The sequence below is a fragment of the Synechococcus sp. CCAP 1479/10 genome, from assembly GCF_019038515.1.
Lineage (GTDB): Bacteria > Cyanobacteriota > Cyanobacteriia > PCC-6307 > Cyanobiaceae > Cyanobium.
This window is the reverse complement of record NZ_JAFKRJ010000029.1, coordinates 97,343-119,333: the sequence shown is the minus strand read 5'-3', so window position 1 is coordinate 119,333 and position 21,991 is coordinate 97,343. Positions and strand designations below refer to the sequence as shown.

At 61.2% G+C, this 21,991-nt stretch carries 29 protein-coding genes; 11 read left to right on the top strand and 18 right to left on the bottom strand.

Going from position 1 to position 21,991, the window contains the following annotated elements:
- Positions 1-265 precede the first annotated feature (265 nt).
- From KUG39_RS11285 to KUG39_RS11270, 4 genes are all read right to left on the bottom strand, one after another.
- Positions 266-1,327, bottom strand: coding sequence for a dihydrofolate reductase family protein (locus KUG39_RS11285; RefSeq protein WP_216912869.1), 1,062 nt, complete (start codon positions 1,325-1,327; stop codon positions 266-268).
- Between the two features lie 107 nt (positions 1,328-1,434).
- Entirely contained in the window at positions 1,435-2,025 is a 591-nt protein-coding gene (locus KUG39_RS11280) for a GrpB family protein (protein WP_216912868.1), read from the bottom strand.
- Between the two features lie 21 nt (positions 2,026-2,046).
- Positions 2,047-2,595 carry a GNAT family N-acetyltransferase gene (locus KUG39_RS11275; RefSeq protein ID WP_216912867.1) on the bottom strand — a complete coding sequence of 183 codons (549 nt, stop codon included), beginning with the start codon at positions 2,593-2,595 and terminating at the stop codon, positions 2,047-2,049.
- Positions 2,596-2,610: 15 nt separating this feature from the next.
- Positions 2,611-3,111, bottom strand: a complete 501-nt coding sequence (locus tag KUG39_RS11270; protein WP_106222223.1) for a MarR family winged helix-turn-helix transcriptional regulator — start codon at positions 3,109-3,111, stop codon at positions 2,611-2,613.
- Between the two features lie 67 nt (positions 3,112-3,178).
- Between KUG39_RS11270 and KUG39_RS11265 the strand changes: the two genes are divergently transcribed.
- Genes KUG39_RS11265 through KUG39_RS11245 form a run of 5 tightly spaced genes read left to right on the top strand, consistent with a single transcriptional unit; the run spans position 3,179 to position 6,271 of the window.
- The gene (locus KUG39_RS11265; protein ID WP_286192897.1) at positions 3,179-3,682 is read left to right on the top strand and encodes a DMT family transporter; all 504 of its coding nucleotides are present in this window, start codon (positions 3,179-3,181) and stop codon (positions 3,680-3,682) included.
- Positions 3,679-4,128: a DMT family transporter gene (locus tag KUG39_RS11260; RefSeq protein ID WP_216912866.1), complete on the top strand. Its 450-nt coding sequence runs from the start codon at positions 3,679-3,681 to the stop codon at positions 4,126-4,128. Before KUG39_RS11265 ends, KUG39_RS11260 begins: the two co-directional genes overlap by 4 nt.
- Complete coding sequence (locus tag KUG39_RS11255; RefSeq protein WP_216912865.1) at positions 4,121-5,275, top strand: MFS transporter; 1,155 nt, start codon at positions 4,121-4,123, stop codon at positions 5,273-5,275. Before KUG39_RS11260 ends, KUG39_RS11255 begins: the two co-directional genes overlap by 8 nt.
- Positions 5,247-5,690, top strand: a complete 444-nt coding sequence (locus KUG39_RS11250; RefSeq protein WP_286192896.1) for a VOC family protein — start codon at positions 5,247-5,249, stop codon at positions 5,688-5,690. Before KUG39_RS11255 ends, KUG39_RS11250 begins: the two co-directional genes overlap by 29 nt.
- Positions 5,687-6,271 carry a DUF1349 domain-containing protein gene (locus tag KUG39_RS11245; RefSeq protein WP_216912863.1) on the top strand — a complete coding sequence of 195 codons (585 nt, stop codon included), beginning with the start codon at positions 5,687-5,689 and terminating at the stop codon, positions 6,269-6,271. The genes KUG39_RS11250 and KUG39_RS11245 overlap by 4 nt, the downstream gene beginning before the upstream one ends.
- Here KUG39_RS11245 and KUG39_RS11240 read toward each other — a convergent pair.
- From KUG39_RS11240 to KUG39_RS11215, 7 genes are all read right to left on the bottom strand, one after another.
- A complete protein-coding gene (locus KUG39_RS11240) occupies positions 6,247-6,711 on the bottom strand; it encodes an AAC(3)-I family aminoglycoside N-acetyltransferase (protein WP_216912861.1) in 465 nt (154 codons plus the stop codon). The two genes, KUG39_RS11245 and KUG39_RS11240, sit on opposite strands and share 25 nt — an antisense overlap.
- A complete protein-coding gene (locus tag KUG39_RS11235) occupies positions 6,708-7,124 on the bottom strand; it encodes a DUF3592 domain-containing protein (RefSeq protein ID WP_216912860.1) in 417 nt (138 codons plus the stop codon). The genes KUG39_RS11240 and KUG39_RS11235 overlap by 4 nt, the downstream gene beginning before the upstream one ends.
- A gap of 414 nt (positions 7,125-7,538) precedes the next feature.
- Complete coding sequence (locus KUG39_RS11230; protein ID WP_216912858.1) at positions 7,539-8,060, bottom strand: GNAT family N-acetyltransferase; 522 nt, start codon at positions 8,058-8,060, stop codon at positions 7,539-7,541.
- A 102-nt stretch (positions 8,061-8,162) separates the two neighbouring features.
- Positions 8,163-8,531, bottom strand: coding sequence for a bleomycin resistance protein (locus KUG39_RS17610; protein ID WP_106222239.1), 369 nt, complete (start codon positions 8,529-8,531; stop codon positions 8,163-8,165).
- 108 nt (positions 8,532-8,639) lie between these two features.
- On the bottom strand, positions 8,640-9,326 hold the full coding sequence (locus tag KUG39_RS11225) for a glycosyltransferase family protein (protein WP_216912856.1): 687 nt from the start codon (positions 9,324-9,326) through the stop codon (positions 8,640-8,642).
- A 1,317-nt stretch (positions 9,327-10,643) separates the two neighbouring features.
- Positions 10,644-11,489 (bottom strand): class I SAM-dependent methyltransferase, encoded by an 846-nt coding sequence (locus KUG39_RS11220; RefSeq protein ID WP_216912854.1) that lies wholly within the window; start codon positions 11,487-11,489, stop codon positions 10,644-10,646.
- A 140-nt stretch (positions 11,490-11,629) separates the two neighbouring features.
- Positions 11,630-12,637 carry a PIN domain-containing protein gene (locus KUG39_RS11215; RefSeq protein ID WP_216912852.1) on the bottom strand — a complete coding sequence of 336 codons (1,008 nt, stop codon included), beginning with the start codon at positions 12,635-12,637 and terminating at the stop codon, positions 11,630-11,632.
- A gap of 107 nt (positions 12,638-12,744) precedes the next feature.
- On the opposite strand from KUG39_RS11215, the gene KUG39_RS11210 reads away from it, so the two are divergent.
- A complete protein-coding gene (locus KUG39_RS11210) occupies positions 12,745-12,978 on the top strand; it encodes a hypothetical protein (RefSeq protein WP_216912850.1) in 234 nt (77 codons plus the stop codon).
- A gap of 74 nt (positions 12,979-13,052) precedes the next feature.
- On the opposite strand, the gene KUG39_RS11205 is transcribed toward KUG39_RS11210, so the two are convergent.
- From KUG39_RS11205 to KUG39_RS11180, 6 genes are all read right to left on the bottom strand, one after another.
- Entirely contained in the window at positions 13,053-13,622 is a 570-nt protein-coding gene (locus KUG39_RS11205) for a hypothetical protein (RefSeq protein ID WP_216912848.1), read from the bottom strand.
- 198 nt (positions 13,623-13,820) lie between these two features.
- Positions 13,821-14,222 carry a DUF2513 domain-containing protein gene (locus KUG39_RS17605; RefSeq protein ID WP_286192894.1) on the bottom strand — a complete coding sequence of 134 codons (402 nt, stop codon included), beginning with the start codon at positions 14,220-14,222 and terminating at the stop codon, positions 13,821-13,823.
- 130 nt (positions 14,223-14,352) lie between these two features.
- Entirely contained in the window at positions 14,353-15,003 is a 651-nt protein-coding gene (locus KUG39_RS11195; RefSeq protein ID WP_216912844.1) for a hypothetical protein, read from the bottom strand.
- 157 nt (positions 15,004-15,160) lie between these two features.
- The gene (locus KUG39_RS11190) at positions 15,161-15,796 is read right to left on the bottom strand and encodes an EcsC family protein (protein ID WP_216912842.1); all 636 of its coding nucleotides are present in this window, start codon (positions 15,794-15,796) and stop codon (positions 15,161-15,163) included.
- A gap of 356 nt (positions 15,797-16,152) precedes the next feature.
- Positions 16,153-16,566 carry a hypothetical protein gene (locus KUG39_RS11185; protein ID WP_216912840.1) on the bottom strand — a complete coding sequence of 138 codons (414 nt, stop codon included), beginning with the start codon at positions 16,564-16,566 and terminating at the stop codon, positions 16,153-16,155.
- A gap of 348 nt (positions 16,567-16,914) precedes the next feature.
- Positions 16,915-17,886, bottom strand: coding sequence for an integron integrase (locus tag KUG39_RS11180; RefSeq protein ID WP_216912838.1), 972 nt, complete (start codon positions 17,884-17,886; stop codon positions 16,915-16,917).
- Between the two features lie 102 nt (positions 17,887-17,988).
- Here KUG39_RS11180 and KUG39_RS11175 point away from each other — a divergent pair, with 102 nt between their 5' ends.
- The 5 genes from KUG39_RS11175 (at position 17,989) to KUG39_RS11155 (ending at position 20,952) form a co-directional block, all read left to right on the top strand.
- Positions 17,989-18,243 (top strand): type II toxin-antitoxin system Phd/YefM family antitoxin, encoded by a 255-nt coding sequence (locus tag KUG39_RS11175; protein ID WP_216912836.1) that lies wholly within the window; start codon positions 17,989-17,991, stop codon positions 18,241-18,243.
- Complete coding sequence (locus KUG39_RS11170) at positions 18,197-18,628, top strand: type II toxin-antitoxin system VapC family toxin (RefSeq protein ID WP_286194005.1); 432 nt, start codon at positions 18,197-18,199, stop codon at positions 18,626-18,628. Before KUG39_RS11175 ends, KUG39_RS11170 begins: the two co-directional genes overlap by 47 nt.
- The gene (locus tag KUG39_RS11165; protein WP_216912832.1) at positions 18,625-19,509 is read left to right on the top strand and encodes a GNAT family N-acetyltransferase; all 885 of its coding nucleotides are present in this window, start codon (positions 18,625-18,627) and stop codon (positions 19,507-19,509) included. The genes KUG39_RS11170 and KUG39_RS11165 overlap by 4 nt, the downstream gene beginning before the upstream one ends.
- 251 nt (positions 19,510-19,760) lie before the next feature.
- On the top strand, positions 19,761-20,093 hold the full coding sequence (locus KUG39_RS11160) for a type II toxin-antitoxin system HicB family antitoxin (RefSeq protein ID WP_216912830.1): 333 nt from the start codon (positions 19,761-19,763) through the stop codon (positions 20,091-20,093).
- A gap of 103 nt (positions 20,094-20,196) precedes the next feature.
- Complete coding sequence (locus tag KUG39_RS11155) at positions 20,197-20,952, top strand: phytochelatin synthase family protein (protein WP_286192892.1); 756 nt, start codon at positions 20,197-20,199, stop codon at positions 20,950-20,952.
- Here the strand turns inward: KUG39_RS11155 and KUG39_RS11150 are convergent.
- On the bottom strand, positions 20,885-21,982 hold the full coding sequence (locus tag KUG39_RS11150; protein ID WP_216912828.1) for a glycosyltransferase family 4 protein: 1,098 nt from the start codon (positions 21,980-21,982) through the stop codon (positions 20,885-20,887). The two genes, KUG39_RS11155 and KUG39_RS11150, sit on opposite strands and share 68 nt — an antisense overlap.
- Positions 21,983-21,991 lie beyond the last annotated feature (9 nt).

Sequence of the window (21,991 nt, the reverse complement as noted above, 5' to 3'; positions counted from 1 at the left end):
CCCCTGGAGGCAGCTCAACAGGGAGCTGCCGCATGATCACAACCAACCACTCTCATAAGGCCTGGACCGATAAAGGGGGTCACGTCATAGGCACTGCTGGACACGTGATAGCCCCTGGAGACGATGCTGATTTCACCACGCACCAGTGCATGGCAGAGGAGGAAGACGAACCCGCCCGACATCGCCAGGAGCGGTACGAGCAGGACGCCGCCTAGCCAACGGCGCCATCGCTCGATCGGTATGCGCGAGTGATCCTCAGGGACCATCACAGCGGCTGTGCTTCGAAGGTCGGCATTGAAGGCCAGGCCTCCTGGCACAGCGCATAGTGACACTGAACGAAACCGAACGGAAAGGCTCTGGATGACAACAGACGCAGGTTCGTGTCGGCTGGCAGATCACCAAACAGCTTGATCCCTGAGCCCAGCAGCAGCGGGATGAGCGTGATCGTCAGCTCGGTGATCAGCCCAGCTTTCAGGAAGCCCTGGATGGTGCGTCCGCCATCGATGTAGAGATGGCGGTGGCCCGCTGCAGCGGCCCGTTCCACGACCTCGTGGGGCGAGGCAGAAAGCACCTGGACCGAGTCCGGCACTCCGGCAGGACGGCTTCGCAAGGTGGTGCTGAGCACATAAACCGGCAGGCTGCCATAGGGCCATTCAGGAAAGCTGAGAACCTTCTCGAAGGTGGCCCGTCCCATGACGATCGCATCGACCGTCTGGATGAAGTCGGCGTAGCCGCAGTCTTCACCGGCGGGTACGGCGGCGTTGGCGCGCTCCAGCCAATCGATGGAGCCGTCGCTGCGGGCGATACAGCCATCGAGACTGGTGGCGATATAGACGGAGCACCGGGTGGATGCATACGCTTCAGGATGGCAGAATTCCCGCTTCTTCCCCTCAAAGGATTCATACAGGGCCCGGTGCCTGGCGAGTCCGTATTCGTCGGATCGGGTTTCGTAGGAGCCAACCCACTGCAGGAGGTTGTCGAGATTCGCGTCCTGTTCATCGCGGGAGCTGAATTTCTCGGGCTCCCAGGGCCTGGAGCGGCAGTGGGCCAGACAGGCCTCGACGCCGGGATTCAGAAAGATCAGTTCATCGGCACTGGCCAGGACGGGCTCCAGGATGTCTGCGTAACAGCCTTCGATGATCCAGCTGTCCTGCTCGGTGATCCAGCGCCTGACGTCCTCGACACTCTCGTGAAGGGGACGCCGTTCGGTGCCGCCCTGGAACGCGACCTCATCCAGCGATAACCGGGCGGCCGGCTGCCTGGCGATCAGCTTCCTGGCCAGGGTGCTCTTGCCGGCCCCGGCATTGCCAAGAATGATGACCTTCATCGATCAACTGACGCAGGGAACAAAGAGTTAAACAGGCTATCTCATCCGTCGGTAAGCCCAAGAGGCAACCAAAGTCCTGATCGACAGCTCTGAGTTACAACCCAGATCTACTGCCCTCTTTGCAGGAACCAGGCCATCGCCTTCCCCTGATGCTCACGGATGAAATCTGCCTTGAAGCTGTTGTAGTCAAGTGGGTCCACGAAATCCATTTTCGCAATCCTGAGTTTCAAGCTCTCATACGCAAGTCTCACCTCAGAATGCGCCCGTAGGTAGTCACGGAAGGCGATGTGTCGCCTCCAGTGATCAGTCCCGCGCTCCATCACATGAATGTTCGCGATGGAGTCGTAATCACGGCCGAAGGCCAGCGCATCTGCTGGACCGATGACGCGAGGCAGGGGCCCGGCCGACAGGGCCTGGAGACGGACGAAGAAGCGCCTGTACGGCATTGCGCCCGTGAACGCTTCCACATAGGTGTAGCCGGCGGCCAGCAGGGGATCGATCACCGCATCCAGTGGGGATGGATCCGGCAGGCCGACAAGGATGTCGATGATCGGCTTGGCGCTGATGTCGCCCAGGGAGGTACTGCCGATGTGATCGACGAAAAGCCCCGCTATCGGCAGGGCTTCCAGGAGGCGCTCCCTGTGCCGTTCGAAGGCCTCCGTCCAGGCCGGGTTGGGGGGTTCGAGTCTGATCTTCATGGTCGTGTCGGGCGCTTTCGCTCAGCGGCAAGGTGAGCCCTGCTGGGCTGCCACGGCATGGGCGGCCGGCGCCTGAAGATCACGACGCAACAGCCAGACGGGGCTTTCCAGCTTGCCGGCTGTGGCCATCATCTCCCTCTCCACGGTGAATCCCTGCCGCTCCCAGAACCGACGAGCCCGGGGATTCTGTTGTTGGACGATGAGTCGCACCGTGGTGGCCCCCTCCTGGGTCATCTGTTGCCGCAGGTGTTCCCAGAGGGCCGTTCCGGCTCCCTCACCGAGCCGCTCGGGATGAAGCAGCAGCAGACCGACGTACCACTCCTGCGGCCCAGGGAAACCAGCCAACAGCTCCACCACCCCGACCAGTTCACAGCCGAACTCCACGCCAACGAGGCTTTTCTCTCCGCTGCCCACGTCCGGCGCGAGGGGACCAAGCAGCTCGGCTGCCGTTTCATGGCCACCGGGCTGAGCTTCGATGCACTCGAAGAAGTCGCTGCAGGCGATGCACAGGCTCTCGAGGCGCTGGCGATCGGCCTGCGTGAGGGGCCTGAAGGAGAGTGCTGAAGCCATGGTGCTGCGGAGGCTTCAGTCGCCGCCGTCCAGGGCCAGGAGCTGGCGGCGCAGCAGCCCGGCCAGGAGCTCACGCTCCTCGGAGGTGGTGCAGTGCTCCAGCCGTTCCCGCTCGCTGCCAACGACCACAGGCAGCACCGTCTCCACCAGCTGGGCGCCCCTGGCCGTGAGCCGTACCAGGACGCTGCGCCGGTCGGTCGTTTCACGGTGTCTCTCCACCAGGCCGTCGGCCTCGAGGCGATCGATCCGGTTGGTCATGGCGCCGGAGGACAGCATCAAGGCGCCGTAGAGCTCGGTGGGGGTGAGCTGGTGCGGTGGGGGCTGGCGCCGGAGGGTGGCCAGCACATCGAAGGACCAGAGGCTGAGCCCATGGGGGGCCAGCAGGGCTTCGCGCTGACGCTCCAGCAGCCGGGCGATGCGCAGGATCCGCCCCACCACGGCCAGGGCGGAGACATCCAGGTCCGGGGAGGCCTGCTGCCACTGGCCCTGGATCAGGTCGATGCGGTCGGAGGCCATGGCCCGAGGATAGCTTGACGTCAAGACAACTCACCCCTAGCTTCGGATCAAGTCTCTTGATATCGAGATGTCTTGCCTGTCCCTCCCCCGCTCGCCGGCGCCCGTCGTCCCCGTCTCCTCGGCCATGGCGATCGCCCTGGCCCTGCTGGCCGGTGCCCTGCTGCCGGTGCAGGCGGCCATGAACGCCCGGCTGGCCCAGTCGCTCCAGTCCGTTCCCCTCGCCGCCCTCCACTCCTACCTGCTGGGTTCGCTCACCCTGATCGGGCTGCTGCTCAGCGGCCTGCTGCCGGCCCCCGACTGGCGGGCGATCGGCACGGCGCCGCGCTGGACCCTGCTGGCCGGGGTGCTCGGCGCCTGGTACGTGAGCTCCAGCACCCTGGTGATCCCCCGTCTCGGCGCCACCCTCACCCTCGGGCTGGTGGTGGCCGGCCAGGCGGTCGCCGGCCTCGTGATGGATCACCACGGCTGGCTGGGGGTGCGGCGCCAGCGCCTCGGCGCCCGGGGCTGGGCGGCCATGGCGCTGTTCCTGGCGGCCATGGTCCTGCTCACCCAGTCGGGGGGTGGGCGATGAACCCCCTCTCCGCCGTGCTCTGTGCCTTCTCGGCGGGCAGCCTGCTGTCGCTGGGCGGGGCCGCCAATGCGCGCCTGGGCGGCACGCTGCGCTCCGCCGTGGCCGCCGCCACGGTCAACTTCCTGGTGGGTGCCGCCGCCCTCGGGCTGCTGCTGGCCCTGGGGGGTTTCCGTGCCGGGCCCATCGAGCGGCTCGCCGCTGTCCCGCCCTGGGCCCTGGGCGGCGGCATGCTCGGCGCCCTCTACGTCACCCTCTCCACCCTGGTGATTCCCCGGCTCGGGCTCACTGCCACCACCATGACGGTGGTCTGCAGCCAGCTGATCGGCTCGCTGCTGATCGACCACTGGGGCTGGCTGGGGGTCCCCCAGCAGCCGAACGGGCCCGCCCGCTGGCTGGCGGTGCTGCTGCTGCTGGTCGCCGTCGCCCTGCGCCGCCGTGATGGCTGACGCAGCGAGCGACCTGCGGATGGGGGTGGCCTGCGCCGCCTTTGTGGTGATCGGCGCGGTGGAGGCGGCCCTCGGCGTGCTGGTGCCCTCCCTGCTGGACACCTTCACGCTCAGCACCGGATCGGTGACGCTGCTGCTGGTCAGCCAGATCGTTGGCTATCTGCTGGCGGCCCTGCTGAACGGCATGGTGAGCAGCCGGCTGGGGCTGGACCGGCTGCTGCTGATGGCCTTCACGCTGCTGGCCTCGGCCCTGCTGCTCTACGCCCTCACCCCCCGCTGGGACCTGATGGTGGCCACGGGGGTGGCGGTGGGCCTGGGCATCGGCCTGGTCGACGCCGGCCTGAACACGGCCGTGGCGCAGCACGCGGCCGGCGCCCGGCTGATCGGCCCGCTGCATGGCTTCTACGGCGTCGGCGCCGTCACGGGGCCGACGATCGCCACCACGGTGCTGGCCCTGGGGGGCGGCTGGCGCCAGGTGTATCTGGTGCTGGCCGGCCTGGGCGGCCTGGTGCTGCTATGGCTCTGGCAGCAACGGCGGGCCGGCCCGGGGCCGCGTCCCGCCGGGGCCGCCGGTGGCGACTGGCGGGTGCTGGGGCAGGCCCTGCGGCGGCCGGCCGTGGGGCTGAGCGGGCTGGTGCTGCTGGCGGCGGTGGGCCTCGAGGCCTCGATCGGCACCTGGGCCTTCAGCGTTCAGCACCTGGGCCGCTCCCAGGCCGCAGTGGCAGCCGGCATCGGCGTCAGCCTCTACTGGCTGGGGCTGACGGCGGGCCGCTTCGGTTTCGGCGGGCTGGTGGGGCGGCTGGGGGTGATCCGGTGGATCAGCGGCTCGCTGGCCCTGCTGCTGGCGGCCCTGATCGGCTGGTCCGGTGGGGCCGCGCCCTGGCTCGCCCTGCCGCTGGCGGGGTTCGGCCTGGCCGGGATCTTTCCCGCCACGATCCTGCTGATCCCGCGGCGCCTGCCCGTCGCCCTGGTGCCGGCCGCCGTCGGCCTGGCCACCAGTGCCGCCAGCGCCGGTGCGGTGGCCGTGCCCACCTCGCTGGGCTGGATCGCCGCTGACCTGGGGCTGGCCGCCGTGCCCGCCCTGCTGATCCCCGTGGGGCTGGCCCTGGCCGGCCTCCATGTCCTTCTCCTGCTTCGCCATGGTTGACATCGGACTGACCCATGTGGCCCTGCCCGTCACGGATCTGGAGCGGAGCCTGGCCTTCTATGCCACCTACACCGGCCTGCGTCCCGTCCACCGGCGGGACGGCGGGACGGGGCTGCGCGTCGCCTGGATCAGCGACGGCACCCGGCCCTTCGTCGTGGTGCTGATCGAGAGCGGCGTGGTGGAGGCGCCGTTGCGGCCTCTGGGCCATCTCGGGGTGGGCTGCGCCAGTCCGGAGCGACTGCTGGAGCTCTGCGAACGGGCCCGCAGCGAGGGGGTGCTGATCGCAGAGCCGCAGGACGATGGCCCGCCCGTGGGGCTCTGGGCCTTCCTGAGGGATCCCGACGGCCACACCCTGGAGCTCTCCTACGGCCAGGAGATCGGCCTCGCCTCCACCCCCACCCCTGAGACACCATGAACCTCGACAACGACCTGCAGTGGCTGAACGAACCGCCGCGATGGGAGCGGGAGGCCGCCACCGGCCGCCTGCGGCTCTGGCCGGCGGGCCGCACCGACTTCTGGCAGCGCACCCACTACGGCTTCGAGGCCGACAACGGCCATGCCCTGCTGCGGGAGATGGACGGTGATGGGGTGCTCTCCTGCCGGGTGACGGCCCATCCGCGCCACCGCTACGACCAGGCCGGACTGCTGCTGCGGCTGTCGCCGGCCTGCTGGATCAAGACCTCGGTGGAATTCGAACCGGACGGCCCCAACCGGCTCGGCGCAGTGGTGACCAACGCCCAGGCCTCCGACTGGTCGACCCAGCCCCTGGCGCGGGAGATCAGCACGGTGTGGTTCCGGCTGCGCCGCGAGGGCCGCGATGTGATCGCCGACGCCAGCCTGGATGGGGAGGACTGGCAGCAACTGCGGATGGCCCGGCTGCAGGAGCTGGGCGAGACGGGACCGGCACAGGTGGGGCTGTATGCCTGCAGCCCCACGGCGGCGGGATTCCAGGCGGAATTCGATCACGTCGCCTACGCGCCGGGAAGAATGTCGTAGTGCATGACGTCTTCCCGGGTGCCGAGCTTGGTGTAGAGCGCGACCGCTGGGTCATCGCCGTAGTCGGCCTGGACGTAGATCACATGGATGCCGCGCTCCTCGGCGATGCGCCTGATGGTGTTGATGAGTGCGGTGGCGATGCCCTGGCGCCTGAACTCCTCCGCGACGGCCAGGTCGTAGATGTAGAACTCGCTGCGCTCCTGCTCGAACTTGGGAAGGACGTAACCGGCCAGGCCGCCGACCATCTGGTCTGCCGCGAAGGCGGCGACGGCGATGAAGGTGTCGCTGGCCAGGAGCCTGGTGAGGTAGGCGTCACTGGGTTGATGGTGGAGGTAGGACTCGGGGTCGTCGAAGGCGTCGCTGAAGAGGCCCAGCATCTGGTGAAGCACCGGGGCGTCCGTGGGGCCGAGGACCCGGATCGAAGCGGGGCGGTGGCTCATCGCAGGGCCAGATAGACAGCGAGGACCAGGAAGCCGACACCAAACGAGAACCAATAGAGCCAATCCGACGGTGCGGTGTTGTCGAGGACGGCGGATGCCGGATGGCGTGGGTTGTAGTAGACCCTGACCCTGCTTCCCTGGGGGTAGGGCTTGATGACCGACTCCATCGCCGCACGGCTGACGCCGTAGCCGGAGAACGAAGCACGGAAGCCAACGTAGGATTGGCCGCCAACTTCATAGTGATAGCGAAGAATGGGCTTGGTCGTTTCCAGGCGTGCGTCGTCCACGCGAGATTCGGTGACGCGACCCATGACGCTGGGCCACTGCCGGCACTGCTGGGAGCGGAGCTTCAACCACACAGACAACCACACCAGGGCCGCACCAGCGAGGAGCGATAACGCTGCGAACACCATGCGTAAAGATGCGAAGCCAGCTCTTGAGGTTACGCAGTAGCGGGTTACGCCGTACTGCCTGGAGCAGACGGGATGCAGCTGGCTGCCTCGGCCAGAGCGTCGCAGAGACCATCGAGCGGCACCGTTCTCGGGCAGAGCATCTGAAGCAAGGCGAGAACGTGATTGACGTTGAGCGGATCCATCGACCCCCAGCGCATGGGCGACCAGAAACTCAGCAAGAATCCCGCGCGGCGCGTTGCTGATGAGATCCGAGCCTGACCATGTCCAGAGCTCCTGCAAGGCGACACCTAGGGGGGTGCCATTCGCGTATAGGGCTATGAACTGCTCTTGCGCTGAGTTTCGAGTCGCTCGTGGTTCATCGTCAATCGCTTTTGATCTGCCTAACGTTTGCTTCTGCGGCAGCAGCAAGCGGCGTCATACCGCACCCGAGTCGGCGCGCCCGCTGAGCGGCCGGGCGTACACGAGGAACTCTCGGGTTCCGTCGCGGAAGTCGCGGCTCGGCACCCGCTCGAACTGGAGCCGGTGGTAGAGGCGCTGGGCGCTGGTCATCGCGGCTTGCGTCCACAGCCAGGCAACGGTGGCGCGCTGCGCCTCAGGGGCGTCGAGGAGGGCGGTGACCAACGCTTCGCCGACGCCACGACCGCGGGCGTCGGCTCGCACGGCCAAGAGATGCACCTCGAGCTCATGTGCGGCGGCGATCCGGCACGCGGGCCCGCCACCGGGGACGAGGGTGACGGTGCCGAGCAGCGTGCCCGACGCATCGTGTGCGCCGAACGTGAACCCACGCGCATGGACCGCGTCCGCTCGGAAGAGCGCGGTGGCGCGGGCCGCTTCCGTGAAGCCCGCGGGGACGTAGGCGTCGTGGAGCAGTTGCTCAAGCGCCGCGTCGTGGCGCGGGCTGCAAACAAGCGGCTGAATAATGAACTCGTCGATCACGCGCGTCGGTATAACGTTCGAGTCAACCGGCCCGCCGTATCTGGTCCGGTGGTTCAACGAGGGGTTAGGAGGCGCTGTATCCGGCAAGGCGTGCACCTGGCCTTATATGACTTGGCCAATGCGCAGGAGATTGCCGTCAGGATCGACGATGGCAAACTCTCGGAGACCCCACGGCTTGTCTTCGAGTCTGTCCATGCGTGGGATACCTGTGCGTGGCAACCCAAGAGCTGAGCACGCTTTGTAGAAAGTATCTACGTCTTGGACTCTGATATAGCAGCCAGATGAGGACTCTGCAGGTTGGAGATCCATGTGCGTGAAGAAATGCAGTTCGACTGCACCACGCCTGAAGATAGCGTAATCGCTATTGAAGGGGTGCGCTCCGCCTTCGAAGCCGAGTCGTCGATAGAACTCTGTAGTCGAGGCGACCGAGCGAGATGGCAGCGTAGGGATGGCGAGATCGTCGTTCTGCATCGTGGTGGGACTCTCTTTGTTTGCGCCGCCTAACGCCCAAGATCAGTGGCGGGGAGATGCAAAATGATTACATAGAGCATTTCTCGGCCCGCCCGCTGGATCTTGATGTTAGGCAATGCGAGAGTGAACCCTTAACCACAGCGAGATAGCTTCCAAAAAAACACCAAAACTATCTCGACATAACGAAATCGAACTTCCAGAATACTTCCATGAAACTGGAATGCTCACAACTCTGATTCCTTTGGAATAGGCTTTTGTGAGAATCTCAAGATCATATCCAAGCCCCTGAGTCTGCAGCTCAGCGAAAAGGACTTTAGCCGCTTTAGAAGAGAACACTTTAACACCGCACTGAGGGTCTATATCCTGGGGAAATCCGAAAAGCAAGCCGACAAAGCGACGAAAAGCGTAACTTGTAAAGCGGCGTATAATCGGTGCTTGAAGTTTAGGATCTGCATTGCTGTACAAGCGATATCCTATTGACATCCCCTGCGCAGGCAAAGCATTAACTAATCTATCCAAGTCTGAAAACTCGACTGGGATGTCAGCGTCGCAGACAAGCACAATTACACCATGACTTGCAAGGATACCAGTACGAACACAAGTTCCCTTATCTGCTGGCACGACATCAATACATCTCAAACCAGAACACGCTTGGCCTGCAGTCAACTCACCACATACGATAACTTCTAAGCTATCGCCGATCAAGTGCTGCCATTTCTTCAGCTTCCGAACTGCCGACTCTGCACGGATGTCACGCTTTACTGGTATCACTACTGATATCATGCTGGCCTCCATCTCCAAATCTTGCGAATGAGCCAGCCTAGGAACGCAACGTCAAAGAGGATAAGAAGTTTGATAAGAAATACGGATGGAGAATCCTGATGTAGATATGCAGCGAATTTCCCAAAAAGTGACGCGTCACTAATCAAGTCTGTCCATTCGTTGAGCAAAAGCAAGAATGTGGCTAGGACTGGAGACTGAAGGAAGACGAATGAGGAAACGTGAAGTGCTGTTGCGCGTTGTGGTTCAATCCATGTCTCCCAGTTCAATGGTCGTTGTGATTTGGTGAGCCTTGCTCCCAATCGTGACTCTATGTGCGTGCGAATATAGCCACCTACTCGTTTGTACTTGTATAGCTCAGACAAGTACATGGTGCTAATCGCCACCGACTGAAACACTAGCAGCACAGTTGTTGCTTGCACCACTTTGGGACGCGCTATCCCAGCACTAGAAAGTGTGCCTGCTGCTGCGATCGAAAGAGCAAAGCCAGTGAGACCAACCCAGATAGCAGTTGCAAGAAACTGTGAGATCCGATCACTTTCGGATCTTAGGGTCTGGTATTCTGCCAAGCGTATGTGTATTTCTAGATGTCTTGCATCTTGGTCGAGAGGCATGGCTTTGCTTTGCGTTCGTAATGTGAACTCAGCCTAACGCTCCAAATCAGAAGCGGGTAGGACTTTTGGCGATGGCATTTCATTTCAGCGCACGCCTTCTTAACCTGGACGTTAGGCAAGCATTACCACGCTGGAAGGACGCCTTGTATTTTTTGCCAAGAGCATCTTCAACAAAGATCTGGTACCTATAAGGGCTACTAGTTTCCCAGCAATACACTGGATCCCCCGGCACGATATCTGTAGTTGCACGTTCACCCACTTCAATCCTGGCCGAATCACCGTTGACTAGGAAGTTTCTCGATACTCCCGGCATGCCGGGCCGACAAACTGTTAAGTGTGTTACTGAGATTGCCCGCTTGCCGCTGTTCATTACGGTTACAGATAGGTTAAAATTAGAGGCCGAACTCTCAAAAGCCACAGCTCTAACACGTACTACGTGCCTATCGCGAATAAGCGCTGTGAAAGAAACAACCAGCGATGTAATGGAAGTCAGTAGCGCGAGTTCAGCGGTAGCCATTGGGTCCTAGAGCGCGGACTAATCAGAGATACTACACGGTTAACATGGATGAACTGCTTTTCCATGGCTGGCAATGACTCCAGCAGGCATGAACAGGCAAATAGCCTAACGCTCAATATCAGCGGCGGGCAGTTGCCCTTTGTAATCAAAAGCCATACATGCTCCCGACCGCTGAATCTTGATGTTAGGCTGTTAACAATACTATGTTCCAAAGTTCGAAATCTTCTGGGCAATGTGAAAAGTTGATAGATATGAAAGGCGAACCTCGCCGCCTCCTTTCTCTAAGAAGCATTGCCTTAGGCCAGCAAACAAGGCATTCCTCGTGTGTTGATCAAGCCTTAGGTATGAGGAGTACGTAGTGAGAAGAGATATGTATTGATCAGGCGTATAGGTCAAAGAGGTTTCAACAGTTGCTGTAACTAGGTTTCGGAACCTGCCAGAGTCAAGCATCATTTGCCCAAGACCAGCGAGAATGTCTTCCTGTGTTCTCCTGTCTTCGTATCGGTCAAGAGATGGCGCATGCATTTGGTATACATCCGAGAGCGCATTCTGCATGGACTTGCAGGGCTGCAGCTCTTTGTTCCACAAGAGGATTAAATAGCCATCCTCCTTCAGTGCACTGCTAGTCTTGGTATAGCCAATCTCGGAAGGGATCCAATGCATGGAGCTTGCCGCGAGAACTGCATCAAATGCTTCAGTCTCTAGATCCCATTCCTCAAAGGATTTGTTGATCACTTCTACCGATGAATACAATTTGCACTTCTTTTTTGCTATCTTGCAAAAGTCTGGATTGGGCTCAATGCAGACCATGTGGCAGCCGAGTTCTGCAAAAGAGGTAGTTGCTGTTCCCGGGCCACTCCCAATTTCAAGAATTCTTGAGGACGAAGAAAGCTTGGCTGCGCTGAACGCCTTCCCAACTAGCTCGCTGGGGTATTTCGGCCTTGTGGAGTTGTAGGCCTCTGCGGCGGACGAGTACCAATTCTTTCTCTCTTCAAGACCTTTGCTTGCGATACCCTTAACTGCCTGCTTAAGTTCCTTGTAATCCATTCTCCGTTTGTGTTTGGCTTAGGAGTAAATTGATGCTTGCATGTCTTCCAAGTATAACCAGCCTAACGCTCCAGATCAGAAGCGGGCAAGGTACCTTCGCATATTGGCCTCCCTTAGGCCCCGACTTCTGCATCTCGATGTTAGGAGGGCCAAGCCTCTAATCTGGTCCTCACCTTGTATGGGACATCTGGAGGGCGGCCAAGGTGAAAAGTCGCGCCATGAATGTAAACCGCTCCTCCTTGGATTCTCTCCCCAGTAGACGTATAGAGTTGGATTCCGTCTATTCTTAGTTCGCTGATGCCTTGCCTTTCTGAGAAAAGGCATTCGCCTCTTACTTGCACGAAGCCCTCTTCAACTAGTTCGCCATGCATGTCAAGACCATGTAGAGCTTTAAACTTCAGCTCAAAAACCACAGCAATCGTGCTGAGCCGTTCTGTTAAATACATCTCAAGCTCTGCGCCAACCCTCGGCCCTAGAGTCCATGATTGGCTAGAAGAGCAGTCTTCCAGAACTGGCTGCGTTTCTCTGGCGATTAAGGTCGCAATATGCTCAGTATCGACTTGAGGCAGCTGAGGCTCAATTGCCCTTAGCAGATCGGCAACAGTAGCGAAGACCTGGATTCGCCCCTTCGATTCATTGTCAAGCTCTGACGCCAACACATGCCGACCTGAGGACTTGTCCAAAAAATCCTCGTCCGAAGTAACCAGAAGGCAATCTTCATCCTGATCAATAATGCATTCCCATAGCACGCAGTCACGGAACTGCTCACTGGTTCGCGCGGGGGCCCGATGGGTTGTCACTCTATCAAGTGCAGCAGCTAGATGTTTATGTGCAACTTCGATCGGGAGAAGCAAGTCTGAAAGCTCGTCAAGCCTTTCTTCCGCCCCTCTCCTAAACATCTCTGTAGACGGAATTTCAATCGCTGGGCGAGCGCCAGTAAGCTCTTGAACTATTCTCAGGCCTCGCTCGATTTTTGCCACTGCCCCTGCGCCATCACGCTCAACCCCAAAATAAATCTCACGACGCGTTGAGTCAGGCAACAGTATCCGAGCATCAATCCGATGAATGGCATAAAGCAAGGCGACCCCAGCCGCCGACCTCAGAAGCCTTTCCTTCAGCCAAACGTTGGTATCAAGAATCACAATCACGTATCGATCCTCCTAACGGGCCGGGTGAGCTGCCCGCCTTTGGCGGGTCAGCTCGACCCGGGGGTTAGGCCTAGTTCCGAAGCGTGAACAACTTGGAGAGCAAAGACATGGACGAACTGGACAAGATTTTTGCAGCCAGCAAAGCCCAAGCGGCGGCGGGCACCGAGCGCATTGCCTTTGACCCGATGGCGCTGGCATACGCCATTGAGCAGGGCATTGCAGCGCGAGTAGCCGCCGAGCGCGAGCGGATGCGTGCCCTGGTAGCGGATGACGCCAGTGCGGCCACGTATCAGAGCCTGGGGCAGTACCGCACGGCGTTGCTGCGGGCTTTGCGGGCCTAACGCTCAAGATCAGCGGCGGGAAGTGCTCTAATGCGCCTATCAGGCATCTTTACACCGGCCGCTGAATCTTGATGTTAGCCTGGCGGGATTACGTTCTCAAGGCTACCAAGGTCTGGATAAACCGAATAGAATCGCTCTGCCTTCATTATGAACCGGGTTCGAACAAGGCTGTCGTGATCACAGCTGCCCATAAACTCAACTGCAGCTTCCTTGGTTTCGTTCGCAAGTGTTTTGAGATTGATTACTACAAACTCGCCAGGCGATATGTGGTGCTCCTTAAGCAAGCTGCTTGGGTCAACACCTACATAGTCGTAAATAACTCTTCGCGCACGCCCCTTCTCGCTAAGGTTAGAATCTGATGTCATTCTATGTAGCAATCCGTTTCTTGCTCCGTACAAATCTATTGAGCTGCAGTTAAGGTTTCCTCTGCTTAGCAGCCATTTGTCAACCCAAGCCTGAAAGCGTACTGAAACTTGAATGCTATCATCAGTAGCTTCAAGCCAGGCCAGTGAATCAATATACGAGTAGATCAATACAAGAGCAGGGAGCCACAGTTTGTCCTCAATGCATTTCTCGGTGGCTCTTCGATATTGGTCGAATGCTCCAAGGATTGGCAATAGCGCAGTGTATTCGTCTCTGTCCATTGATCTTGTTCATGGCTCTTTGTGCTCAGGCTAACGCTCAAGATCAGCGGCGGAACGCTCCACGAAGTAATGGCAAGACATTTGGGCTCCGCCCGCTGCATCTTGATGTTAGCCTGCCTGAATAACAGCAGTCTCTTTACTTCTGGCAGTAAAGATTCTGTAGTCAATAAGGCTCATTTTGACGCCGTAGCGCCTCAATCAACTGATTCCAAAGCTCTGTTTTAGCAGCGCGGCGAGGATCTGAGACAAGACCCCAACGGTAACTGCTCCACCTTTATCTTTGACCATTGTCATGGCTGTATCCCATCTCTGATCGTCGCGCGCACTCGACAAAAAGTCATGTCCAGCCATCGTAAGCCTATCAATTGCAACTCCTGCAGGACCCTCTTGCGTCCTGCCAAGCTCTCGGACTTGCGCCAGACCAGCATCACCTAGAAGAAGCATATGTTCACAGACTTCGCCGAAGTCATGGTCTGGAAGATCGAGGCTAAAGTGCGCACCTGAAAAGACTGCCCCATTAGTCGCGACCACTGGATAGCCGCCATCACACTCCTCCACTATTTCCAGGATCTTTCTGAATAAGTCCCAATTTCTCCGCATAGCTGAAATCCGATGTGCTTCATGTCAGGCTAACGCTCGCCATCACCAGGCCGCAAGGAGTGAAGAATAGAGATTGCAACCATTCGGTGGCGGCTCTGGTGAATGGCGGTGTTAGGCATGAACTCGAGATTCAGGGATTGAAAGTATTCACAGTGTCAAGGGAGGGTGCATTTGGACGACCTTGAGAAAGCTCTGTACGCGCTGAAACAAGGAAGGAGTTTAGACTCTCTCTAAGCAACCTGCGCTTTTGCCCGCTTGTTTGTGCAGGGGTTTCGCCAGGATCTGTAATCTCTAACATTATATCGAATAGCAATGAGCAGATCTCCTGGGCTTGCCTGTCAAGGTCATCCGTGAGATACAAAGCATTCCTAAAATATGCCTCTCTTGACTTGTTCACAGCACGTAATACTCGAACATCCATTGACTCTTTCAGGTCTTCCCGCTCAACATAGACCATCTTTGCATAGCCTCCCGCCAGCAGCTCAGCCTCCAAAAGTTCTGAAAAAAGAAGAGCAATGGCTTGATGTCTCTTCTCGGCATAAATTGCATAATCAGTACCGCTCTTCGAAAACTTTGAGCGAAGGGCTTCGGCAACGCTTGCAAGTTCTGCCTTGTACTCTTCAAGCCCTTTATCAAGCTCAAGCTGGAAACCTCTGACTCTTCTGGTGGATGCTTCTTGAACCTCGGTTCTAATCTTTTCCTTCAACCAGAATCTAGCTAGTACATAAAGCGCCCCACCAGTGGTGATTAGGCTGATTAACGCCTGACCAAGAAGATTCATGAGAAGATGTCTGGTCTTGTCTCTGGGAACAGCCTACGTGTGGCCTTGGGGTAGGGCTATGCCTAACGCTCGCCATCACCTGGCCGCAAGCAGTATCGTCGAAACCGGATTAGCTTGCGGTGGCGGCTCAGGTGCATGGCGATGTTATACGTGGTCACTACATGATAAAAACCTTCTTCGAGACTCGCCCACATGCGTTAACGAAGAAGCTATCGAAACCTGCTCCCACAACACCGCCCACCAAAGGAACCATTTTCGCCACGTTTACGACTCCCTTGGCTCCGGCCTTAGTGACTAATCGAAAGCCAATGCGCTTGTTAATTTCAATTAGCACTTTGCCAGGAATCTGTTGAATAAGATTCTTAGTCAACTTGGTGCCAATCGCGATCCCAGCATTCTTAAGGATCTGCTCTCCGCTCTCACCAATTAGACAAAGCAGAATCATCGTGCGTGCTTGCTCTGAATGGATATCGTAACCACGCAAGTACGCTATAGCAGCGGCGGTATTAGCAGCCAACGCATAAGACGCAAGAAGTGCAGCTGGAATTGTTACGGGCATTACAGCAATCCCGCCCACGCCCGAAACGAATCCAGTGCCCGCCGCGTATGTCGTTCTCCACATAATGATTGAGTCTATTGCTGATTCAGGGTCTCCGGTATTGCGAAGGTGGTCGTCCGCAACCTTCTTTGCTGAAGGCAGCACCCCTAATCCATTGATTCCCGCCTCTGCTATCCAATCAAGAGTTTTCTTGACAAGACTGCTGTCGTCTCCGTTGGGGCTGGCGTCAGCCATGGCTCAATCTGAAAACACTAGATCGGACAGACCCTACAGCAACCGAGCAGATTCGGCTGATCAGCTTGATTGGTTGCCTACGCATAACGCTGCCCCTGAGTGGCAGGCAAATAGCCTAGGATGGCGGAGCATATAGTTGAAGGCGGCCTGTCCACTCGAGGGGCTTGTTCGAAGTGTCGCCTCCTGACAGACAACCGACGCGGACAGGCGCCGCCAAAGGGTTTGCCTTTGCGTTAACTAAGAGGGAGTTAAGCATGGCAAGATGGTTGAAAAACAAGGAGTACGAATGAATAAAGTAAGCCATAGAAACATGATTCATTGAATTCCCGCGTTGAGTGCTGACGCTAGAAGTGGCATCACGTCGATGGGTCATCGGAAGCAGGCTCAATAAGCAGGGACAGCTCCTGGACTATGTCGCGAATCCTTACCGCAGCACCTGCTATTTCCTGATAGATAAGGGGATCGAGCTGATTCCTTCCATTTGGAGTCATTCTCTTCAAGTCGACCACACTTAAGATGAGCTGACCCGTCGCCGCGTGCTGGCCGACAGCCAATGGGTTGTGTGCTATCCGATTGCGGATCTTCGACAGCGATGCTATTTCTGACCACAAGTACAATGCACGCTCTTTGAGTTGGGCAGGCATCTCTGATCCTTCGATCGCCCTCTTTGCTGAGCTGATCCGCATTGAAAGCCGCTTGTTTCTGATGCTCATCGCTTCCTGTTCCCCAGAAAGCAACTCAACACAACGAAGAGTTAGAAACTCAGCCATCCCAAAGTTTATAATCAACCCGCCAATGCTCTGTGACCAAAGCGACATCTCGGGGATTTCTACAAACCGAGGGGGCATGGCTTTGTTGAGCTTTAGTTAGCCATGAGAAGTTTATCAGAATGCCATTCGTGGGCGAAACTTTCCCCCTCCCGGCAGGGTTTCACGATCTTTCGAACGCTAAATGGGCGGACCCGGTTAAAGCGTCCATGCTTCAACCCCCAGCAGCCTAAACCAGTTAAGGCATGTGTGTAGAAGTCCTTGATCCACAGCCTGACGGCAAACGATGCCGGGCTCATCCAGCCACAGCTCCCAAGCCTTAGGCGGACCCGCAGAAGACCGTTCAGTGGGCTACAGCAAGTCGGCCGGACTGCTGACACCCAGGGGCCCGCGGTTCAGCACATGGGTGTAGATCATGGTGGTCTGCACATCCTGATGCCCCAACAGTTCCTGGATCGTGCGGATGTCCTGGCCCCGTTCCAGCAGGTGGGTGGCAAACGAATGGCGAAAGGTGTGAGGTGTCGCCGGCTTGATGATCCCCGCCGCCAGCACCGCCCGCCGCACAGCCTTCTGGATCAGGCTGGGATCGAGATGGTGCCGGCCCTGCTTTCCGCTGGCTGGATCGCGCCAGCGTTGCCGCTGCGGAAACACCCACTGCCAGCCCCATTCCGCGGCAGCGTTGGGGTACTTCCTTGCCAGCGCATGGGGCAGCGACACACGGCCGCAGCCCTCGGCAAGATCCTGACGATGCACCTCCCGCACGGCAACCAGATGTGCCTGTAGCTGCTGGCCCACACTGTTGGGAAGCAGGGTGCGGCGATCCTTGCCGCCCTTGCCGTCGCGCACCGTTAGCTCATGCCGGTGGAAGTCGAGATCGTGCACCCTCAGCCGGAGGGCTTCCATCAGCCGCAGGCCACTCCCATAGAGCAACCCGGCCACCAGTCCCTCCACGCCGGCCAGCCGCTCCAGCACCGCCCTCACCTCCTGGGGCGTCAGCACCACCGGCAGCCGCCGCCTTGTCCGCGCCCGCACCAGATCTTCCAGCACCAGGTCGTGCCCCAGCAGGTCCCTGTACAGAAACAGCAGCGCCGCCAGCGCCTGGTTCTGGGTGGAGGCGCTCACCTTCCGCTCCACGGCCAGGTAACTCAGAAAGGCATTCACTTCGGTGCTTCCCATCGTCCGAGGGTGTCGCAGGCGGTGAAACCGCAGGAACCGCCGCAGCCACTGCTCATAGGTGTTCACGGTGCGGCGGGCGTAATGGCGCACCTGCAGCTCCTCGCGATAGCGCTGGATCAGGCCGGGGGCGCGGCTGGCGTCAGCCATGGGCTCAAGCGTGTGGGTGGTCTCTTGAGGGTTCCCCAGCCGGGCCCACACCCCATCCACACGCGCTCTAATCTGTACAGACCCCATGTACAGACGCCCTCCATGGCGCGCGTCTCCGTGACCCACCTGCGCCAGAACCTGCCGGCCTGGCTCAAGCGGGTTCAGGCCGGGGAAGCCATTCAGGTCACCTCCCACGGCCGGGTGATTGCCCGTATCGAGCCGGAACAGGACCCGGCCGAGGAGGCCCGCCGCTGGCTGGAGGGGCTGGGCGGCAGCGTCACCCTGGGGGATGTCATCGCCTCGATCGCCGATGGCGACGCCGATCTCGAAGGCGCCGGTGATGCTGACCATCTGTGACACCCATGTGCTGCTGTTCTGGGCCCATGAACCGGCCCGGCTCTCCCGCAGCGCCGCGGCGGCCCTGGCGCAGGGCCGCGCCCAGGGCCAGCTGGCCATCGCCGACATCAGCCTCTGGGAGCTGGCCCTGCTCCACGAACGCGGACGCCTGAGCCTGCCGGACGCCGTGCCCCCGGCCCTCTACCTGCGCCGTCTGCTCGAAGCCCTGCGACTGGAGGTGCTGCCGATCACCGCTGAGATCGCCCTGCTCTCCCGTGGCCCCCAGTTCCGCCATGGCGATCCGGCCGACCGTCTCATCGGCGCCACGGCCCTGCAGGGCCGGCGGCCCCTGATCAGCGCCGACGAGAAACTCCGCGCCATTCCCGAACTGGAGACAATCTGGTGAGCAACCCCCTCACCATCCGCCCCCTGCAGAGCGCCGACATCGCCACCGTGACCGGCTGGGCGCGGCGGGAGGGCTTTGCGCCGGGGGTGGGCGATGTGGCCATCTACCGCCAGACCGACCGCCAGGGCCTCTGGGTGGGCTGGCTCGGCGACGATCCGGTGGGGTGCATCGCCGGGGTCCGCTACAACGCCGCCTACGGATTCATCGGCCTGTTCCTGGTGGTGCCCGCCCAGCGGGGCCGGGGCTACGGGGTGCAGCTGTGGCGCCACGCCCTCCAGCACCTGGCCGACGTGCCCTGCATCGGCCTGGAGGCCGCCCCCGACCGGATCGACGACTACGCCGGCTGGGGTTTCGCGCCCGCCTCCACCACCACCCGCTGGCAGCGGCTCGCCGCCCGCGACAACCCAGCCCAGCCGCCCGCAGCCCCGGAGCCCCCCTGGTGCCTGTTGGAGGGCGGCGCCATCCCTTCGACGGCTGTGCAGCGTTTCGATGCCGAGCGGGAACCATCGCCCCGCCCCCACTTCCTGCGCCAGTGGCTCCGCCATCCGGCCGGCACGGTGCTGGCTCTGGTGGATCGGGTCGGCACCTGCCACGGCTTCGGCCGGGTGCGGCCCTGTCTGCTGGCCGATGGCGAGGGCTGGCGCGTCGGGCCCCTGGTGGCCGATGGCCCCACTGCCGCCCGGGCCCTGCTCGAGGGCCTGTTGCAGCGCCATCCCGGCACGGTGCTGATCGATGCCCCCGGCGCCAATGCCGCCGCCGCCCCGCTGCTGGCCTCGCTGGGGTTCGCCCCCGTCTCCAGCACCCTGCGCATGTACCGGGGCGTGCCGCCGACGGTGTCGCTGGCGGACGTCTACGGCCTGGCCTGCCTGGAGCTCGGCTGACCGCTACCCACAAGTGGTACCGTAAAGCAGTACCATACTGGAATGAAGCGGAAGAACCAGCGCACTCTTGAGCTGATCTTTTCCCGACCTGTGAGCGGCAATGTGCCGTGGAGGGACGTGGAAGCGCTGTTTCAGGAGTTGGGTGGGGATGTCACCGAGAGAGCAGGCATCCGCGTCGCAGTCGTTCTGTTTGGTGAAGTCAGGGTCTTTCACAGACCCCACCCATCGCTTGAAGAACACGGAGTGACGCCATGAATCTCATGACACTGGATGGCTACCAGGCCAAAATTGAATACGACGCGGACACGGATCAATTTCGTGGGGAAATTCTTGGTCTATCTGGAGGAGCCGACTTCTATGGCTCCACTCCTGATGAGCTTCGCCGTGAGTTCAAGAAGTCTTTGGAGGTTTTCCTTGAGGTCTGCAAGGAGCAGGGAATTGAACCCCGTAAACACTTTTCAGGCAGGTTCAATCTAAGAATCTCGCCTGAACTTCACAAGAAACTGGCGATGACTGCGGAGGTACAAGGAAAGAGTCTCAATAGGCTCGCCCAGGAAGCTCTTCAGAAAAGTGTGACGACATAGACGAGCGGACAGCACGGCATTGGAGTGCACGATCCATCACCGGTTCCCTGCCTGGAGCTCGGCTGACCCCCAGCCCAGCGATGGCTCCCCTACCTTCGATCCCATGCCATCGCGCTTGACCATCCCGTTCCCCGGCCTGGTGCTGCTGTCACTGGCCCTGGCGGCGCCGCTGCAGGCCGCGCCGATCCCCCTGATGGAGCCGGCGGGCATGGAGCTGCTGGTGGCCAACGGCGCCGCCAGGGCCGACTACGGCCCCCTGGCCGAGCAGTTCCTCACCCAGGCCAACCTCGCCTACTGCGGCGTGGCCAGTGCCGCCATGGTGCTCAACAGCCTGGCCGTGCCCGCCCCGGCCGTGCCGGGCTACGGCCGTTACCGCTTCTGGACCCAGGAGAACGTCTTCGAGGTGCCGTCCGGCAGCCAGGTGGTGAGCGCCGAGGTGGTGCGGCGCCAAGGCATGACCCTGGCCGAGCTGGCCGGCCTGCTGGGGGCCCACGGCGTGAAGGCCGAAGCGATCCACGGCGACCAGCTCAGCCTGGAGCAGTTCCGTGCCCTTCTGCGCACCAACCTCAGCCAGCCCGGCGACCGCCTGCTGGCCAACTACCTGCGCCCGACCCTCGGCCAGGCCGGCGGCGGCCACATCGCCCCGTTGGCCGCCTTCCACGCCGCCAGCGACCGGGTGCTGATCCTCGATGTGGCCCGCTACCGCTACCCCTCGGTGTGGGTGCCGGTCGCCGACCTCTGGGCCGCGATCCGCACCCTTGATTCCACATCGGGCCGCAGCCGCGGCCTGGTCACGATCCGGCGGCTGCCCGGGGCGGCACCGCCTCCAGGAAGCGTTCCGCCACCCGGTCCCAGCTGAACGGTCCCACGTGAGCGCGGCCGTAGGCGCGCTGCTGGGCCTGCAGCACGGGATCGGTGAGCAACGTCACAAGAGCCTCGGCCAGGGCCGCCGGATCCCGCGGCGGTACCAGCAGCCCGGCCCGGCCGTGGGGCACCACCTCGGGGATCGCCGTGGCCGTGGTGCTCACCACCGGCAGCCCGCTGGCCATCGCCTCGAGGAACACGATCCCGAAGCCCTCCTGGATCGACGGCAGGCAGAACACCGCACTGCGCCGGTACCACTCCCGCACGGCGCCGTCGTCGGGCAGGGCCCCCAGCAGTTGCACCACCTCCCCCAGCCCCAGCCGCTCCACCAGCTCCCGAAGCGCCCCGTGCTCCGGCCCGTCGCCGATCACCACCAGCCGGGCGCTGGGCAGCCGCTGCTGCACGCTCTGGAACGCGGTGATCAGATCCCCCACCCGCTTGCGCGGGTACTGGCGCGCCACGCACAGCACCGTGTGGGGCTCACGGGCGTCGTCGAGGGCGGCGGCGTCCCCGCCCGCCGGGTTCCACAGCGCAACAGCGATCCCCTCCGGCACCAGCCGCAGCCGGCCGGCCGGCACCCCGTAGTGCTCTTCGATGCGCTCGCAGCAGTAGCGGCTGGTGGAGAGCACCAGGGGCGCCCGGCGGGAGTTGAGGCGCTCGAGCCGCGACAGACCCCAGAGCATCAGCCGCGGCCAGCCGCTCTCGCAGCGCGACTCCTCCGCCAGCACCCCCTTGATGCAGCACACGTAGGGCACCGGGCAGCGGTGCGCCACCCGGAAGCCGTCGATGTCGAAGCCCACCACCAGGTCGTAGCGGCCCTCGGCGGCCGCCAGGCGCCGGGGCAGGGTGAGGTTGAACCAGAGGCGGCGCAGCAGCAGATTCCGCGGCCAGGACCCCTCGGGCACAACCCGCTCCACCGTGTGGCCCCGGGCGATCAGGGCGCCGGCCAGGCCGCCGATGGCCGCCGCCGTGCCGCTGCCCTCGGCCACGTCCTGCAGCCAGGAATCGAGAAAGGCGATGCGCATGGTGCGGCC

What these genes read in the sequence shown, in the direction of transcription:
- KUG39_RS11190 (WP_216912842.1), bottom strand. Translation starts at nt 15,796, where the DNA reads ATGGCTGACGCCAGCCCCAACGGAGACGACAGCAGTCTTGTCAAGAAA.
- KUG39_RS11175 (WP_216912836.1), top strand. Translation starts at nt 17,989, where the DNA reads ATGGCGCGCGTCTCCGTGACCCACCTGCGCCAGAACCTGCCGGCCTGG.
- KUG39_RS11240 (WP_216912861.1), bottom strand. Translation starts at nt 6,711, where the DNA reads ATGAGCCACCGCCCCGCTTCGATCCGGGTCCTCGGCCCCACGGACGCC.
- KUG39_RS17610 (WP_106222239.1), bottom strand. Translation starts at nt 8,531, where the DNA reads ATGCAGAACGACGATCTCGCCATCCCTACGCTGCCATCTCGCTCGGTC.
- KUG39_RS11280 (WP_216912868.1), bottom strand. Translation starts at nt 2,025, where the DNA reads ATGAAGATCAGACTCGAACCCCCCAACCCGGCCTGGACGGAGGCCTTC.
- KUG39_RS17605 (WP_286192894.1), bottom strand. Translation starts at nt 14,222, where the DNA reads ATGCGGAGAAATTGGGACTTATTCAGAAAGATCCTGGAAATAGTGGAG.
- KUG39_RS11250 (WP_286192896.1), top strand. Translation starts at nt 5,247, where the DNA reads ATGTCCTTCTCCTGCTTCGCCATGGTTGACATCGGACTGACCCATGTG.
- KUG39_RS11185 (WP_216912840.1), bottom strand. Translation starts at nt 16,566, where the DNA reads ATGGCTGAGTTTCTAACTCTTCGTTGTGTTGAGTTGCTTTCTGGGGAA.
- KUG39_RS11220 (WP_216912854.1), bottom strand. Translation starts at nt 11,489, where the DNA reads ATGGATTACAAGGAACTTAAGCAGGCAGTTAAGGGTATCGCAAGCAAA.
- KUG39_RS11155 (WP_286192892.1), top strand. Translation starts at nt 20,197, where the DNA reads ATGCCATCGCGCTTGACCATCCCGTTCCCCGGCCTGGTGCTGCTGTCA.
- KUG39_RS11210 (WP_216912850.1), top strand. Translation starts at nt 12,745, where the DNA reads ATGGACGAACTGGACAAGATTTTTGCAGCCAGCAAAGCCCAAGCGGCG.
- KUG39_RS11270 (WP_106222223.1), bottom strand. Translation starts at nt 3,111, where the DNA reads ATGGCCTCCGACCGCATCGACCTGATCCAGGGCCAGTGGCAGCAGGCC.
- KUG39_RS11205 (WP_216912848.1), bottom strand. Translation starts at nt 13,622, where the DNA reads ATGGACAGAGACGAATACACTGCGCTATTGCCAATCCTTGGAGCATTC.
- KUG39_RS11245 (WP_216912863.1), top strand. Translation starts at nt 5,687, where the DNA reads ATGAACCTCGACAACGACCTGCAGTGGCTGAACGAACCGCCGCGATGG.
- KUG39_RS11180 (WP_216912838.1), bottom strand. Translation starts at nt 17,886, where the DNA reads ATGGCTGACGCCAGCCGCGCCCCCGGCCTGATCCAGCGCTATCGCGAG.
- KUG39_RS11285 (WP_216912869.1), bottom strand. Translation starts at nt 1,327, where the DNA reads ATGAAGGTCATCATTCTTGGCAATGCCGGGGCCGGCAAGAGCACCCTG.
- KUG39_RS11150 (WP_216912828.1), bottom strand. Translation starts at nt 21,982, where the DNA reads ATGCGCATCGCCTTTCTCGATTCCTGGCTGCAGGACGTGGCCGAGGGC.
- KUG39_RS11255 (WP_216912865.1), top strand. Translation starts at nt 4,121, where the DNA reads ATGGCTGACGCAGCGAGCGACCTGCGGATGGGGGTGGCCTGCGCCGCC.
- KUG39_RS11260 (WP_216912866.1), top strand. Translation starts at nt 3,679, where the DNA reads ATGAACCCCCTCTCCGCCGTGCTCTGTGCCTTCTCGGCGGGCAGCCTG.
- KUG39_RS11275 (WP_216912867.1), bottom strand. Translation starts at nt 2,595, where the DNA reads ATGGCTTCAGCACTCTCCTTCAGGCCCCTCACGCAGGCCGATCGCCAG.
- KUG39_RS11160 (WP_216912830.1), top strand. Translation starts at nt 19,761, where the DNA reads ATGAATCTCATGACACTGGATGGCTACCAGGCCAAAATTGAATACGAC.
- KUG39_RS11195 (WP_216912844.1), bottom strand. Translation starts at nt 15,003, where the DNA reads ATGAATCTTCTTGGTCAGGCGTTAATCAGCCTAATCACCACTGGTGGG.
- KUG39_RS11170 (WP_286194005.1), top strand. Translation starts at nt 18,197, where the DNA reads ATGGCGACGCCGATCTCGAAGGCGCCGGTGATGCTGACCATCTGTGAC.
- KUG39_RS11225 (WP_216912856.1), bottom strand. Translation starts at nt 9,326, where the DNA reads ATGGAGGCCAGCATGATATCAGTAGTGATACCAGTAAAGCGTGACATC.
- KUG39_RS11265 (WP_286192897.1), top strand. Translation starts at nt 3,179, where the DNA reads ATGTCTTGCCTGTCCCTCCCCCGCTCGCCGGCGCCCGTCGTCCCCGTC.
- KUG39_RS11235 (WP_216912860.1), bottom strand. Translation starts at nt 7,124, where the DNA reads ATGGTGTTCGCAGCGTTATCGCTCCTCGCTGGTGCGGCCCTGGTGTGG.